This is a genomic window from Pseudomonas sp. dw_612 (genome assembly GCF_018449725.1).
In the GTDB taxonomy this organism is placed as follows: Bacteria; Pseudomonadota; Gammaproteobacteria; order Pseudomonadales; family Pseudomonadaceae; genus Aquipseudomonas.
In genome coordinates this window covers 44,347-57,444 of the sequence record NZ_JAAVVC010000016.1, presented here as the reverse complement: position 1 = coordinate 57,444, position 13,098 = coordinate 44,347, and the positions used below count along the sequence as shown (strand labels likewise).

12 protein-coding genes are annotated in these 13,098 nt (G+C 59.6%); 6 read left to right on the top strand and 6 right to left on the bottom strand.

Features of this window, described 5'->3' with window-relative positions; all coding sequences use genetic code 11:
- Positions 1–204 precede the first annotated feature (204 nt).
- The 4 genes from glyA (at position 205) to HB680_RS22200 (ending at position 4,620) form a co-directional block, all read left to right on the top strand.
- Positions 205–1,458: a serine hydroxymethyltransferase gene (glyA, locus tag HB680_RS22215; protein ID WP_123404839.1), complete on the top strand. Its 1,254-nt coding sequence runs from the start codon at positions 205–207 to the stop codon at positions 1,456–1,458.
- A gap of 337 nt (positions 1,459–1,795) precedes the next feature.
- On the top strand, positions 1,796–3,109 hold the full coding sequence (locus HB680_RS22210; protein ID WP_213940651.1) for a C4-dicarboxylate transporter DctA: 1,314 nt from the start codon (positions 1,796–1,798) through the stop codon (positions 3,107–3,109).
- A 92-nt stretch (positions 3,110–3,201) separates the two neighbouring features.
- On the top strand, positions 3,202–3,906 hold the full coding sequence (locus tag HB680_RS22205; protein ID WP_213940650.1) for an FCD domain-containing protein: 705 nt from the start codon (positions 3,202–3,204) through the stop codon (positions 3,904–3,906).
- A 24-nt stretch (positions 3,907–3,930) separates the two neighbouring features.
- Complete coding sequence (locus tag HB680_RS22200; RefSeq protein WP_213940649.1) at positions 3,931–4,620, top strand: GntR family transcriptional regulator; 690 nt, start codon at positions 3,931–3,933, stop codon at positions 4,618–4,620.
- Positions 4,621–4,718: 98 nt separating this feature from the next.
- Here HB680_RS22200 and yjiA read toward each other — a convergent pair whose 3' ends face one another.
- From yjiA to HB680_RS22185, 3 genes are all read right to left on the bottom strand, one after another.
- The gene (gene yjiA, locus HB680_RS22195) at positions 4,719–5,690 is read right to left on the bottom strand and encodes a GTPase (RefSeq protein ID WP_213940648.1); all 972 of its coding nucleotides are present in this window, start codon (positions 5,688–5,690) and stop codon (positions 4,719–4,721) included.
- 163 nt (positions 5,691–5,853) lie between these two features.
- On the bottom strand, positions 5,854–6,051 hold the full coding sequence (locus tag HB680_RS22190) for a YbdD/YjiX family protein (RefSeq protein ID WP_007895266.1): 198 nt from the start codon (positions 6,049–6,051) through the stop codon (positions 5,854–5,856).
- A gap of 15 nt (positions 6,052–6,066) precedes the next feature.
- Positions 6,067–8,133 carry a carbon starvation CstA family protein gene (locus tag HB680_RS22185; RefSeq protein ID WP_213940647.1) on the bottom strand — a complete coding sequence of 689 codons (2,067 nt, stop codon included), beginning with the start codon at positions 8,131–8,133 and terminating at the stop codon, positions 6,067–6,069.
- 160 nt (positions 8,134–8,293) lie between these two features.
- Here HB680_RS22185 and HB680_RS22180 point away from each other — a divergent pair, with 160 nt between their 5' ends.
- Positions 8,294–8,662 carry a PilZ domain-containing protein gene (locus HB680_RS22180; protein WP_213940646.1) on the top strand — a complete coding sequence of 123 codons (369 nt, stop codon included), beginning with the start codon at positions 8,294–8,296 and terminating at the stop codon, positions 8,660–8,662.
- A gap of 119 nt (positions 8,663–8,781) precedes the next feature.
- On the opposite strand, the gene radA is transcribed toward HB680_RS22180, so the two are convergent.
- The 3 genes from radA to HB680_RS22165 are packed head-to-tail and all read right to left on the bottom strand — an operon-like array spanning position 8,782 to position 12,351.
- Positions 8,782–10,149, bottom strand: a complete 1,368-nt coding sequence (gene radA, locus HB680_RS22175) for a DNA repair protein RadA (RefSeq protein WP_213940645.1) — start codon at positions 10,147–10,149, stop codon at positions 8,782–8,784.
- A gap of 45 nt (positions 10,150–10,194) precedes the next feature.
- Entirely contained in the window at positions 10,195–10,749 is a 555-nt protein-coding gene (locus HB680_RS22170; protein ID WP_213940644.1) for an ankyrin repeat domain-containing protein, read from the bottom strand.
- A 60-nt stretch (positions 10,750–10,809) separates the two neighbouring features.
- Positions 10,810–12,351, bottom strand: a complete 1,542-nt coding sequence (locus HB680_RS22165; protein WP_213940643.1) for a catalase — start codon at positions 12,349–12,351, stop codon at positions 10,810–10,812.
- A 287-nt stretch (positions 12,352–12,638) separates the two neighbouring features.
- Here HB680_RS22165 and mscL point away from each other — a divergent pair, with 287 nt between their 5' ends.
- Positions 12,639–13,052 carry a large-conductance mechanosensitive channel protein MscL gene (gene mscL, locus HB680_RS22160; protein ID WP_213940642.1) on the top strand — a complete coding sequence of 138 codons (414 nt, stop codon included), beginning with the start codon at positions 12,639–12,641 and terminating at the stop codon, positions 13,050–13,052.
- Positions 13,053–13,098: the final 46 nt, after the last annotated feature.

Sequence of the window (13,098 nt, the reverse complement as noted above, 5' to 3'; positions counted from 1 at the left end):
CAATCAAACATGAAGAGCGCTGCAAGCTTCAAGTGGCAAGCTGCAAGTAAGAGCGAACAGGCTTTTGCTTGCTGCTTGAGGCTTGCTGCTTGAGGCTTGCTGCTTGAAGCCCGCTTATCCACAACCTGACTGTGTTTCATATCCCTTCTAAAAGCGGTTGGGTTAGAATGCCCCCCTTTTCTGCCCCGATCCTTGAGGACCGCCATGTTCAGCCGTGATTTGACTATTGCCAAGTACGACGCCGACCTTTTTGCCGCCATGGAGCAAGAAGCTCAGCGCCAGGAAGAACACATCGAGCTGATCGCTTCGGAAAACTACACCAGCCCAGCGGTGATGGAAGCTCAAGGCTCGGTACTGACCAACAAATACGCCGAAGGCTACCCGGGCAAGCGCTACTACGGTGGTTGCGAGTTCGTCGACGTGGTTGAACAACTGGCCATCGACCGTGCAAAAGAACTGTTCGGCGCCGATTACGCCAACGTTCAGCCGCACGCCGGTTCCCAAGCCAACAGCGCCGTTTACCTGGCCCTGCTGCAAGCGGGCGACACCATCCTGGGCATGAGCCTGGCCCACGGCGGTCACCTGACCCACGGTGCCAGCGTTTCGTCCTCCGGCAAGCTGTACAACGCCGTTCAGTACGGTATCGACGCCAATGGCCTGATCGACTACGACGAAGTCGAGCGTCTGGCCGTCGAGCACAAGCCGAAAATGATCGTGGCCGGTTTCTCTGCCTACTCGCAGATCCTCGACTTCCCGCGTTTCCGCGAAATCGCCGACAAGGTTGGCGCTTACCTGTTCGTCGACATGGCCCACGTGGCCGGTCTGGTCGCCGCTGGCGTCTACCCGAACCCGGTGCCATTCGCCGACGTCGTGACCACCACCACCCACAAAACCCTGCGCGGTCCACGTGGCGGCCTGATCCTGGCTCGCGCCAACGCCGACATCGAGAAGAAGCTGAACTCCGCCGTTTTCCCAGGCGCCCAGGGTGGCCCGCTGGAGCACGTGATCGCCGCTAAAGCGATCTGCTTCAAGGAAGCGCTGCAGCCTGAGTTCAAGACTTACCAGCAACAAGTGGTGAAGAACGCCCAGGCCATGGCCGAAGTGTTCATCGCGCGCGGCTTCGACGTGGTGTCCGGCGGTACCAAGAACCACCTGTTCCTGCTGTCGCTGATCAAGCAGGACATCTCCGGTAAAGACGCCGACGCCGCTCTGGGCAAAGCGTTCATCACCGTGAACAAGAACTCCGTGCCAAACGATCCACGCTCCCCGTTCGTGACCTCCGGTCTGCGTTTCGGTACTCCGGCCGTGACCACTCGCGGCTTCAAGGAAGCCGAGTGCAAAGAGCTGGCCGGCTGGATCTGCGACATCCTGGCAGATCTGAACAACGAAGCGGTGATCGACGCCGTTCGTGAGAAGGTCAAGGCCATCTGCAAGAAGCTGCCGGTATACGGCGCTTAATTGCACCGCTAAATCGCAGCGATAAAAAAAACCGGTCAGTGATGGCCGGTTTTTTTTCGCCTGTAGAAAGATCAAAAGATCGCAGCCTACGGCAGCTCCTACATGGAATCGCGTCCAACCGTAGGAGCTGCCGAAGGCTGCGATCTTTTGATTTTCAGGGAACCAGAACCACTGGTCAGACCGGTCATGCCAATTTTGCTATTTTCACTTGTCATCGGGAAAAAACCGAGCGTAGACTGCGCCTGCACTGGACATACCGGTAAGACCACAATAATTAAGTCCTGAATCTGATGCGTTCAAGCGCACGGCAGCCAGGACACCGACCAGGATTCCTCCCATGCTCAGATGGTGCTCGCGTTCAATCTTCCTCCAAGTAGTTCTCGGACTGGTGCTCGGCATCGTCTGCGGGCTGACCCTTCCTGAATACTCCGCACAGCTCAAACCCTTGGGCGACGGCTTCATCAAACTGATCAAGATGCTCATCGGCCTCATCGTGTTCTGCGTGGTGGTCAGCGGCATCAGCGGTGCCGGCGACCTGAAAAAGGTCGGGCGCATCGGCCTCAAGTCAGTCATCTACTTCGAAGTGTTGACCACCATCGCCTTGGTGATCGGCCTGGTGTTCGCGTTCAGTACCGGGATTGGCAGCGGCGCGAACATTCATCTGGACCAGTTGGCCAAAGCCGACATGGGCGATCTGGCCCAGCGCGGCCAGCAGATGCACACCACCACGCAGTTCCTGATGGACCTGATTCCGACATCGGTGATCGGCGCTTTCGCGGACAACAACATCCTGCAAGTGCTGCTGTTTTCGGTGCTGTTCGGCAGCGCGCTGAACCTGGTCGGTGAAGCGGCCTCGGGCATCTCGCGGCTGATCAATGAACTCAGCCATGTGATCTTCCGCATCATGGGCATGATCGTGCGCCTGGCGCCGATCGGCGTGTTCGGCGCCATCGCCTTCACCACCAGCAAATATGGCCTGGATTCGCTGCAACACCTGGGCAGTCTGGTGGGCCTGTTCTATCTGACCTGCGCCGCGTTCGTGTCGCTGATTCTCGGGTTGGTGATGCGCCTGTCCGGCCTGCGGATGTGGCCGCTACTCAAGTACCTGCGTGAAGAGTTGCTGATCGTCATGGGCACCGCCTCTTCCGACGCCGTGCTGCCACAGGTCATGCGCAAGCTTGAACATCTGGGCATCGGCAGTTCGACGGTCGGGCTGGTGATTCCAACCGGGTACTCGTTCAACCTCGACGGCTTTTCGATCTACCTGACCCTGGCCATTGTCTTCATCGCCAACGCCACCGGTACGCCGCTGGCCATGACGGATTTGCTGACCATTCTGCTGGTGTCGCTGATCACGTCCAAAGGCGCCCACGGCATTCCCGGTTCGGCGCTGGTGATTCTGGCGGCCACCCTCACCGCGATCCCGGCAATACCGGTGGTCGGCCTCGTGTTGGTGCTGGCGGTGGACTGGTTCATGGGCATCGGCCGGGCGCTGACCAACCTGATCGGCAACTGCGTCGCCACCGTAGCCATCGCTCGTTGGGAAAAAGACATCGATATTCAACGCGCAAACAAGGTGCTTTCCGGGCAGCAGGGTTATACCTTCCAGCCGAGAAAACCTGTAGCCGGGGCGCATCAACAAGACTTCTAACCCACAACCTGTAGGAGCTGCCGAAGGCTGCGATCTTTTGATCTTGCCTTTCGGCGCTCAACCACCCGTCATCGATGCTCACGGAGCCAACAGTGATTACCACTTCAACGGTCGTCAATTCAGTCGTAGAAAAACTTCGGGCCGCGCTGGCCCGTGGTCAGTGGCGCTCCGGCGACATGCTGCCGGGCCAGCGTGAACTGGCCGAACAACTGGGCATCAGCCGCCCGAGCCTGCGCGAAGCGGTGATCGTGCTGGAAACCCTCGGCCTGGTGCGTTCGATGCCGGGCAAAGGCGTGGTGGTGCTGGAAGCCAACCTCAGCGACAGCCAGCGCCACGACAGCGCGGTCGCCGGCGCGAGTCTGGAAGACGTGCTGCAACTGCGCTACACCCTGGAGCCGTTCATCGTCGGCCTCGTTGCGCAATCGATCAGCAGCAAGGAAGTCGGGCAACTGCGCCTGACCCTGATGGACATGCGCGAAGCCCTCGAAGCCAACGACAGCGAGGCCGGGGTCAACGCTTACATCGCGTTCCACGAAGAACTGTTCACCCTGACCTCGAACCCGATCTTCCAGAGCGTGGTGCAACAAACCAGCAACGCCCTCAAGCAAAGCGCCGAGGTGTTGCGCAACTCGCCGGAACATCTGGCCGAACGCCTGGAGGAAAACGAAGCCGTGGTGCGGGCCATCCGCAGCAAGAATAGCGCCCAGGCCAGCGCCGAAATGCGCCGGCACATCCTGCGCGAAGGCCAGCGTATGGGCATCGAACTGAACATTCCGGACGACCACCTCGGCAGTTGAAACCTTCCGAACTGGAGACAAGCCATGAACAGCTTCGCCTCACCGCACACACTTACCGCCCTGCCCTTCCCCCGGCGGACGGATGATCTCTATTCGCGGATCTTCGACGCGATTCTCGAACAGCGCATCGATGCGGCCAGTCGCTTTACCGAAGAAAGCCTGGCGCAGATGTTCAGCGCCCGGCGCAGTGACGTTCGCGACGTGCTGACGCGTTTGTCCCATCAGCAGATCATCGTCCTTCGCACCAACCATCGCCCCCGGGTCGCCACCCTCGACCACGAGCAAACCCGGCAGACGCTGCATGCACGGCGGCTGACCGAGATCACGTTGATACGACTGGCCTGCCAGCCATCCCAGCCGCAAGACTTGAAATCGCTGCGGGCCCTGATTGAAAGCGAGCGCCACTGCACCGCGCGCGGTCCGGCGATTCGGTTATCCGGGGATTTTCATTTGCGCCTGGCGGAAATGGCCGGGAATACACCGCTGGCGCATTTTCTCGGCAGTCTGGTGCCGCTGACTTCGTTGGCGATTGCGCAGTTTGATACGCAGTTGGAAGACTATTGCGTGTGGCAGGTGCATCTGGCGATGCTGGAGGCGGTGGAGCGTCGGGATGCCGTTGCGGCGGTGACCTTGCTGAGCCGGCATCTGGATTATCTGGAGGGGATGTTGCTGAACGCCGAATCATCGATCAGTAGAAATCGTGTTGCCGGTTAGATCGCCTTCGCAAGCAAGCCCGCTCCCACAGGGGAATGCATTCCAAATGTGGGAGCGGGCTTGCTCGCGAAGAGGCCATCACAGACACCAACCCTGTATCAGATGGCGGCAACCCGCTCAAACCCCGCCCGAATCTTCTCTTCCGGCAAATCATCCGCAATAAACACCATCACACTTTCCCGCGTCTCGCCCTCGGCCCATTCGGTGTCCCAGTCGAAGCCGTACAACTTCAGCACGCCTTGAAACACCATGCGCCGCGGCTCGCCAACAATGTTCAGCACACCCTTGTAGCGCAGCAATTGCTTGCCGTGGTCTTCCAGCAGTTCGTTCATGAACTCGCTGAGCTTGTCGAGATCCAGTGGCTTGTCGGTGCGCAGCACCAGGCTGGAAATGCGGTCGATGGACGGCGCTTTGCTCACAGGGCGCAAACTCACGCCACCAACCAGGTCGGCATTGAGGTTGAAACCGCGCACGTCGAGCAGTTCCGCCAGGTCGATCTTGCCGTGCTCGACCACGCGAATCGGCGCGCGACGGTTGATGCGGGTCAGGCGTTCACTGAGGGCGATGAAGGTCGGCTCGTCCACCAGATCGCGTTTGCTCACCAGCAAGCGGTCGGCAAAACCGATCTGCGCCTGGGCGATGGTCTGGGTCAGGTGAGTCTCAGCATGAGCGGCGTCCACCAGGGTGATGATGCCGTCGAGAATGTAGCGCTCGCGCAGTTCCTCATCGATGAAGAAGGTTTGCGCCACCGGCGCCGGATCGGCCAGGCCGGTGCATTCGATCACCAGGCGATCGAAGGCGATTTCGCCGCTGTCCAGGCGTTCGAGCAGCAGGTACAGGGCTTTGGTCAGGTCGGTGTGAATGGTGCAGCAGACGCAGCCGTTGGACAGCGTCATCACTTGTACTGGTTCGTCGCCCAGCAGTTGGGTGTCGATACCGGCGTCGCTGAATTCGTTTTCGATCACGGCGATTTTCAGGCCGTGCTCGGCTTTGAGCAGGTAGCGCAACAGCGTGGTTTTACCCGCGCCGAGAAAGCCGCTGAGGATCGTTACCGGGATGGGAGAGGACAACTGGAATCTCCTGTTTCACAAAATGAAAAATCAACACAAAACAAATGTGGGAGCGGGCTCGCTCGCGAAGGGGCCATCACATTCAACATCTCTGTTGACTGACACACCGCTTTCGCGAGCAAGCCCGCTCCCACAAGGGGGATTGCGTCAACCTGAGGTCAGGTTAACAACACTTCGGCCCACCCTTGCCACCGTAACGCGCTTCCTGACGTTCCCGAAAGAACATCTCGTAGCTCATCACTGGTTTGTCCGGGTGTTTGGTTTGCATATGCTCGACGTAGTTGTCGTAGTCGGGCATGCCGACCATCAGGCGCGCGGCCTGACCGAGGTATTTACCGAGGCGACTCAGGTCATTGAACATGTTTGCAATCCTCAGTTACGCGTCCGGTACAGCCTGGAAAGGTGCTTCTTTATCCGTACGTTCTTTGCTGCCCCAGGCCGAAATCCCGACCTTGAGCGCATAGAACAGGATGCTGAACACCACGAACAGGAACAGCGCCGTCAGCGTTGCGTTGGTGTAGGCGTTGAAGATCACGTGCTGCATCTGCGTAATGTCCTTGGCCGGGGCGAGGATCTGACCGTTGGCCAGGGCATCGCTGTATTTTTTCGCCAGGGACAGGAAGCCGATCGCCGGGTTGGCGTCGAACAGCTTGATGAAACCGGCGGTGGTGGTGCAGATCAACAACCACGCCGCCGGCATCAGGGTCACCCAGATGTAGCGTTGGCGTTTCATTTTGATCAGCACGACCGTGGCAAGCATCAACGCGATACCGGCGAGCATCTGGTTGGAGATGCCGAACAGTGGCCACAAGGTGTTGATGCCGCCCAACGGGTCGATCACGCCTTGATACAGCAACCATCCCCACATCGCCACACAACCGGCGGTGGCGATCAGGTTGGCGGTCCAGGACTCGGTGCGTTTCAGCGACGGGACGAAGGAGCCGAGCAAATCCTGAAGCATGAAGCGTCCAGCCCGGGTGCCGGCATCGACTGCGGTCAGGATAAACAGCGCTTCAAACAGGATCGCGAAGTGGTACCAGAACGCCATGGTGTTTTCACCCGGCAGCACGCTGTGCAGGATCTGCGCGATACCGACCGCCAGGGTCGGTGCACCGCCGGCACGGGCGAGGATCGTGGTTTCGCCAATGTCATGGGCCACCGCTTGCAACGCTTCCGGCGTGATCGCAAAGCCCCAACTGCTGACGGTTTGCGCCACGGCCACCACGTCACCACCGACCACCGCGGCCGGGCTGTTCATGGCGAAGTACACGCCCGGCTCGATCACCGAAGCGGCGACCATGGCCATGATCGCGACGAAGGATTCCATCAACATCGCGCCGTAGCCGATGTAGCGGGCATTGACTTCGTTATCCAGCAGCTTCGGCGTGGTGCCGGAAGAAATCAGTGCGTGGAACCCCGAGACCGCGCCGCAGGCGATGGTGATGAACAGGAACGGGAACAACCCGCCCTTCCACACCGGGCCGGTGCCGTCGATGAACTGGGTCAAAGCCGGCATTTTCAGCTCGGGCATGGTCACCAGAATCCCGATCGCCAACGCGATGATGGTGCCGATTTTCAGGAAGGTGGAAAGGTAGTCACGCGGCGCCAGGATCAGCCACACCGGCAGCGAGGCGGCCACGAAACCGTAACCGACCAGCATCCACGTAATCTGCACGCCGGTGAAACTGAACGCCTTGGCCCAGACCGGATCGGCGGCAATCTGCCCGCCCAGCCAGATCGAACCCAGCAGCAGCAACACGCCGACCACGGAGATTTCACCGATGCGACCCGGGCGGATGTAGCGCATGTAAATGCCCATGAACATCGCGATCGGGATGGTCGCCATCACCGTGAAAATACCCCACGGACTTTCGGCCAGGGCTTTGACCACGATCAGCGCCAGCACCGCGAGGATGATGATCATGATCAGGAAGCAGCCGAACAGCGCGATGGTACCGGGGATGCGGCCCATTTCTTCACGAACCATGTCGCCCAGGGAACGACCATTACGGCGCGTGGACAGGAACAGCACCATAAAGTCCTGCACCGCACCGGCCAGCACCACGCCGGCGATCAGCCACAGCGTGCCGGGCAGGTAACCCATCTGCGCCGCCAGTACCGGACCGACCAAAGGCCCCGCGCCCGCGATGGCCGCGAAGTGGTGACCGAACAGGATGTGTTTGTTGGTCGGGACGTAGTCCAGGCCATCATTGTTGAGCACGGCGGGGGTGGCCCGGCGCGGATCGAGTTGCATCACATTGTTGGCGATGAACAGACTGTAGTAACGATAGGCGACCAGATAAATGGCCACGGCAGCGACCACAATCCACAAGGCGTTGATCGCCTCGCCTCGACGCAGTGCCACTACGCCAAGGGCACACGCTCCTACGATTGCCAGCAGCAGCCAGGGTAGATGGCGTAGCAGGCTATTATTATTTTTCATTTTTTTATTCCAGCCAGGGTGGACAAGAAAGACAGCCACCCCGAGTTTAGCTCTACTGGCGACAAAGACCATAGTTCGACATTGGTCGAGCGCCATCACTGTGCTGGCAGCCTTTGGCGATGCAGGTCTATAGTCAGCGAACCTTCACGAGGATTGCGCCATGAGCGAGCACCCTGCTGATCGCCGTCGCTTCAAACGTATTGCGTTCGATGCCCGAACCGAGCTAAGCCAGGCGGAATTCACCTGGCCGGTGAAGCTGATCGACCTGTCGCTCAAGGGCCTGCTGATCGAAAAACCCGAGCCGTGGCTGGGTAATCCGGACTGGCATTTCCTGGTCGATATTCATCTGAACGCCGACGTCGAGATCAAGATGGACGTGATGTTGACCCACGATGACCACTGCCAGCTCGGGTTCGTCTGCAAACACATCAGCCTGGAATCCATCGAGCGTTTGCGCCGGTTGATTGAGTTCAACCTGGGCGATCCAGAGGAACTGGAGCGCGAATTGGGGGCGTTGATCGAGGTCTGAAGCCCACCGCAATTCAATGTGGGAGCGGGCTTGCTCGCGAAGAGGTCGTGTCAGTCGACATAAATGTTGAATGACACACCGCCTTCGCGAGCAAGCCCGCTCCCACAGGGATTTATGGGTTACTCGAATAAGGCGTCGAGGGCCTGTTCCAGTCGCGTCACCGCAATAATCTGCAACCCCGCCGGCGCTTCTTTCGGCGCGTTGCCCTTGGGCACGATGGCGCGTTTGAAGCCATGCTTGGCCGCTTCTTTCAGGCGTTCCTGACCACTCGGCACCGGGCGCACTTCACCGGACAAGCCGACTTCGCCAAACACCAGCAGATCATGGGGCAGCGGCCGGTTGCGCAAACTGGACATCACCGCGGCCATCAGCGCCAGGTCAGACGCGGTTTCCAGCACTTTGACCCCGCCGACCACATTGAGGAACACATCCTGATCGTGGGTCGGAATCCCGCCGTGACGGTGCAACACCGCCAGCAACATGGCCAAGCGGTTCTGATCCAGCCCCAGCGTGACCCGACGCGGGTTGGCCAGATGACTGTCATCCACCAGCGCCTGCACCTCGACCAGCATCGGCCGCGTGCCTTCCCACGTCGCCATGACCACGCTACCCGGGACTTCTTCCTGAGCACGAGTGAGAAAAATCGCCGAAGGGTTGGAGACTTCTTTCAATCCCTTGTCGGTCATGCCGAACACGCCCAGTTCGTTCACCGCGCCGAAACGGTTTTTCACCGCCCGCAGCAGACGCAAACGCCCATCGGATTCACCTTCGAAATACAGCACGGTGTCGACCATGTGCTCCAACACCCGCGGGCCGGCCAATGCGCCTTCCTTGGTCACGTGGCCCACCAGGAAAATCGCCGTACCGCTCTGCTTGGCATAGCGCACCAGCAACGCCGCACTTTCGCGCACCTGGGACACGCCGCCGGGTGCCGATTGCAGTTGCTCGGTGAAAATCGTCTGGATCGAATCGATCACCATGACCTTGGGCTTTTCCTGCCGGGCGGTGGCGATGATGGTTTCAATGCAGGTTTCGGTCATCACCCGCAGCTTGTCCTGGGGCAAACCGAGGCGCCGGGCGCGCATGGCCACTTGTTGCTGGGATTCTTCACCGGTGACGTACAGCGCCGGCATGCTCTTGGCGAGGTTGCACAAGGTTTGCAACAAAATGGTCGACTTGCCGATGCCGGGATCACCGCCGATCAATACCACCGAGCCATCCACCAGGCCACCGCCGAGCACGCGATCAAGTTCGCTGGAGGCCGTGGAAAAGCGTGGAATCTCTTCGACGCTGACTTCGGCCAGGGTCCGGATCTGGGCTTGCTGGCCGGTCCACCCGGTGCGACCGCTGGGCGCTGCCGCCCCGCCGCTCTCGACCATGGTTTCGGTCAGCGTGTTCCAGGCCCCGCACTCGCCGCACTGGCCGGCCCACTTGGGGAAGGTTGAGCCGCACTCGGTGCAGCCGTACATGCGCTTGGCCTTGGCCATCTGAACTCCCGGCAAAAACCGCGATGATAGCGCAGCCGAGCGGGATCAGCGCGGCGCGGCGTTGCGGATTTCGCCGCTGGCCAGACGCGCGGCGCTATTGCCCAGCGGATCTTCGGCGTTCAGGTCGGCCCCCTTGGCCTTGAGCGCATCGAGCAACTCGACACGGTTGAACAGCCCCGCGTACATCGCCGCCGTCTGCCCGGCGCCGTTGCGCTGGTCGGGGCTGCAATTGGCGGCCAACAGGGTCCGGGCAATTTGCACTTCGCCTTTGAAAATGGCGCCCATCAGCGCCGTGTTGCCGCGTTGGTCCTGAGCGCAGGCATCGGCGCCAGCGGCGAGCAGACGGTCCACAGCGGCGGTCTGGCCGTGATAGGCGGCCAGAATCAGCGCGGTGTAACCCTTGCCGTCCCTCGTATCGAGGGAATAACCGGCCTCGATAAAGGTGTCGAGCATCGGCACATCGCCACGGCGGGCGGCATCGAAGTAGTAATCCTGCAATTGGGCTTTCAGTGCGGCGGGATCTTTCGACGCGTCGGCCGTTGGTCCGGCAAACGCATTGACCGACAGGGCTGCCAGAAACAGGGATAGATAAAAACGCATGGACAGGCTCCTCGGTCTGACGGGGCCTCGAATGAGGCCCCGCGTTTCGGGCAAACGGGATCAGTCGACCAGTTTGGCCGCCAGCGCCTTGACTCGGGCCAGGTCACCCTTGGCAACCTTGGTCACGCCGGTGCCATATTCCGGATCGGCCTTATAAAGGAACGACAGCATGATGTGCTTGCTCTCGTCGTCGGTGGTGGCGAGCGAGCCGCCGAAGCTGTCGATCAGGTCCTGACGCTCTTTGGAGCTGAACGAGCGATACAGATCGCCGGCCTGCTTGAAGTTCTGCTCGCGCTGGATCTTCGCCTGCTGGGTGCTGCCCGACAGGGCCGACTGGCTGTAGCGTGCGGTTTCAGGTTCCTCACGGGGAAGCAAACGGCTTGGCTGGTAATTCACGCCAGAACTGCTGGCACCGCTGTTCATGGCGCCATCCTGGTTACCGTTGTTCACCGCAACCTTTGGCGCGTTGATCGGCAGTTGCAGGGCATTTGGGCCCAGACGATACATTTGCGTATCGGCATACGAGAACACTCGACCCTGCAATAAACGATCTTCCGAAGGTTCAATACCGGGAACCAGATTGGCCGGAGCCATGGCAACTTGTTCGGTTTCCTGGAACACATTGGCCGGATTACGATTCAAGATCATTTGTCCAACTTTTCGCTCTGGAATACCGGGCCAAATCTTGGTTGCATCCAAAGGATCGAAATCAAACTTGTACAAATCTTTAGGATTTACAACTTGGACGTACAAGTCCCACTTCGGAAAATCGCCCTTGCTTATATGAGTAACCAAATCGCTAGTCATATGACTGTAGTCTTGACCTTGAACTTTGACGACTGCCTCTGGATCGAGATTATTAATCCCTTGCAAACTCTTCCAGTGGAATTTCACGTAGTTCACTTCGCCCTTGGCATTCACTAACTTATAGGCGTGGACACCATTACCGTCCATCTCTCGATAACTGGCAGGCGTACCCGAGTTGGAATACAACTCGGTCAATGTGCGAGTGGCTTCCGGCACATGGGAGAAGAAATCGAACCGGCGGGAATCGTCGTCAAGGTTGGTGCGCGGGTCCGGCTTGAAGGCATGCACCATATCCGGGAACTTGATGGCGTCACGGATGAAAAAGGTCGGGAAATTGTTGCCGACCAGGTCCCAGTTGCCGTCCGCGGTGTAGAACTTGGTGGCGAAACCCCGAGGGTCACGCAGGGTTTCCGGGGAATGGTTGCCGTGCACCACCGCTGAGAAGCGCACGAACACCGGGGTGCTCTGGCCGCCGGCGAACACTTTGGCCTTGGTCAGGTCGCTGAGATCGTCGGTCACGGTGAACGTGCCGTGGGCGCCGGTGCCCCGGGCATGCACCACGCGCTCAGGAATCCGTTCACGGTCGAAACGCTGGAGTTTCTGGATCAACTGCACGTCTTGCAACAGCACCGGGCCTGTGGCGCCGGCGGTTTGCGAGTTCTGGTTGTCGCCGACGGCCGCACCGTTATCCCGGGTCAGGGTGGCGGCACTCACGGAAAAGGACAGCAGGCCGGCGCTCAAAACGCCCAGGGCACGGCGATGGGGAAAAGCCCCAAGGCCAAGGGAAGTTGTCATAGGAGTTTCCTCTGATTTTATAAAGCGCATCCAGGTGCGCTCAACAGAGGCTAGTGACCGACAGCTCAAAACCTAAATAGAAATGCCAAACCGGGGCGATAGCCAAAAGATGCTGGAAGGCCCGGTCTAGAGCGGGTAAACCGCGCGCGAATGATGGCCTTTTGTAAACTTTCTGCGGATGTGTGGGTCGATAGCAGGCAAGCGATGTAAGCAGTTGTGTCGAGCAGGATGGGTTTTGCTGATTTACACTGCGTTCACCAACCTCATCTGTAACAAGGAAATAACCTATGGGCGTGCTTAACGAGTTCAAGGCCTTCGCGGTCAAAGGCAATGTGGTCGACATGGCCGTCGGTATCATCATCGGCGCCGCTTTCGGCAAGATCGTCTCGTCGTTCGTTGGCGATGTGGTCATGCCCCCCATCGGCCTGTTGATCGGTGGGGTGGATTTCAGTGACCTGGCCATTACGCTCAAGGCCGCCGATGGCAACATCCCGGCGGTGGTGCTGGCGTACGGCAAGTTCATCCAGAGCATGATCGACTTCGTGATCGTCGCATTCGCGATCTTCATGGGCGTCAAGGCTATCAATCGCCTGAAGCGCGAAGAGGCCGTCGCACCGACCCTGCCGCCGGTGCCGACCAAGGAAGAAGAGCTGTTGAGCGAGATTCGTGATCTGCTCAAGGCCCGGAACGACCGGCCTTGAAAACGGTGTAGCGATGTAAAAACGGCGCCTTCGGGGCGCCGTTTTT

What these genes read in the sequence shown, in the direction of transcription:
- glyA (WP_123404839.1), top strand. Translation starts at nt 205, where the DNA reads ATGTTCAGCCGTGATTTGACTATTGCCAAGTACGACGCCGACCTTTTT.
- HB680_RS22210 (WP_213940651.1), top strand. Translation starts at nt 1,796, where the DNA reads ATGCTCAGATGGTGCTCGCGTTCAATCTTCCTCCAAGTAGTTCTCGGA.
- HB680_RS22200 (WP_213940649.1), top strand. Translation starts at nt 3,931, where the DNA reads ATGAACAGCTTCGCCTCACCGCACACACTTACCGCCCTGCCCTTCCCC.
- HB680_RS22190 (WP_007895266.1), bottom strand. Translation starts at nt 6,051, where the DNA reads ATGTTCAATGACCTGAGTCGCCTCGGTAAATACCTCGGTCAGGCCGCG.
- HB680_RS22185 (WP_213940647.1), bottom strand. Translation starts at nt 8,133, where the DNA reads ATGAAAAATAATAATAGCCTGCTACGCCATCTACCCTGGCTGCTGCTG.
- HB680_RS22180 (WP_213940646.1), top strand. Translation starts at nt 8,294, where the DNA reads ATGAGCGAGCACCCTGCTGATCGCCGTCGCTTCAAACGTATTGCGTTC.
- radA (WP_213940645.1), bottom strand. Translation starts at nt 10,149, where the DNA reads ATGGCCAAGGCCAAGCGCATGTACGGCTGCACCGAGTGCGGCTCAACC.
- HB680_RS22170 (WP_213940644.1), bottom strand. Translation starts at nt 10,749, where the DNA reads ATGCGTTTTTATCTATCCCTGTTTCTGGCAGCCCTGTCGGTCAATGCG.
- HB680_RS22165 (WP_213940643.1), bottom strand. Translation starts at nt 12,351, where the DNA reads ATGACAACTTCCCTTGGCCTTGGGGCTTTTCCCCATCGCCGTGCCCTG.
- mscL (WP_213940642.1), top strand. Translation starts at nt 12,639, where the DNA reads ATGGGCGTGCTTAACGAGTTCAAGGCCTTCGCGGTCAAAGGCAATGTG.